Annotated in this window: 1 rRNA gene; it reads left to right on the top strand. The window is 52.2% G+C overall.

What is annotated here, in order from left to right:
- Nucleotides 1-255 (top strand): 23S ribosomal RNA (locus E0D98_RS26655); the annotation flags it as partial.

Genomic DNA, 255 nt, shown 5'->3' with positions numbered 1-255 from the left:
CAGTGTACCCGCGGCAAGACGGAAAGACCCCGTGAACCTTTACTATAGCTTGACACTGAACATTGAGCCTTGATGTGTAGGATAGGTGGGAGGCTTTGAAGTGTGGACGCCAGTCTGCATGGAGCCGACCTTGAAATACCACCCTTTAATGTTTGATGTTCTAACGTTGACCCGTAATCCGGGTTGCGGACAGTGTCTGGTGGGTAGTTTGACTGGGGCGGTCTCCTCCTAAAGAGTAACGGAGGAGCACGAAGG

This window comes from Escherichia sp. KCJ4928, from assembly GCF_004352695.1.
Taxonomy (GTDB): domain Bacteria; phylum Pseudomonadota; class Gammaproteobacteria; order Enterobacterales; family Enterobacteriaceae; genus ECMA0423.
Note: the sequence above shows the minus strand (reverse complement) of the source record. Positions and strands in the feature narration are given on the sequence as shown.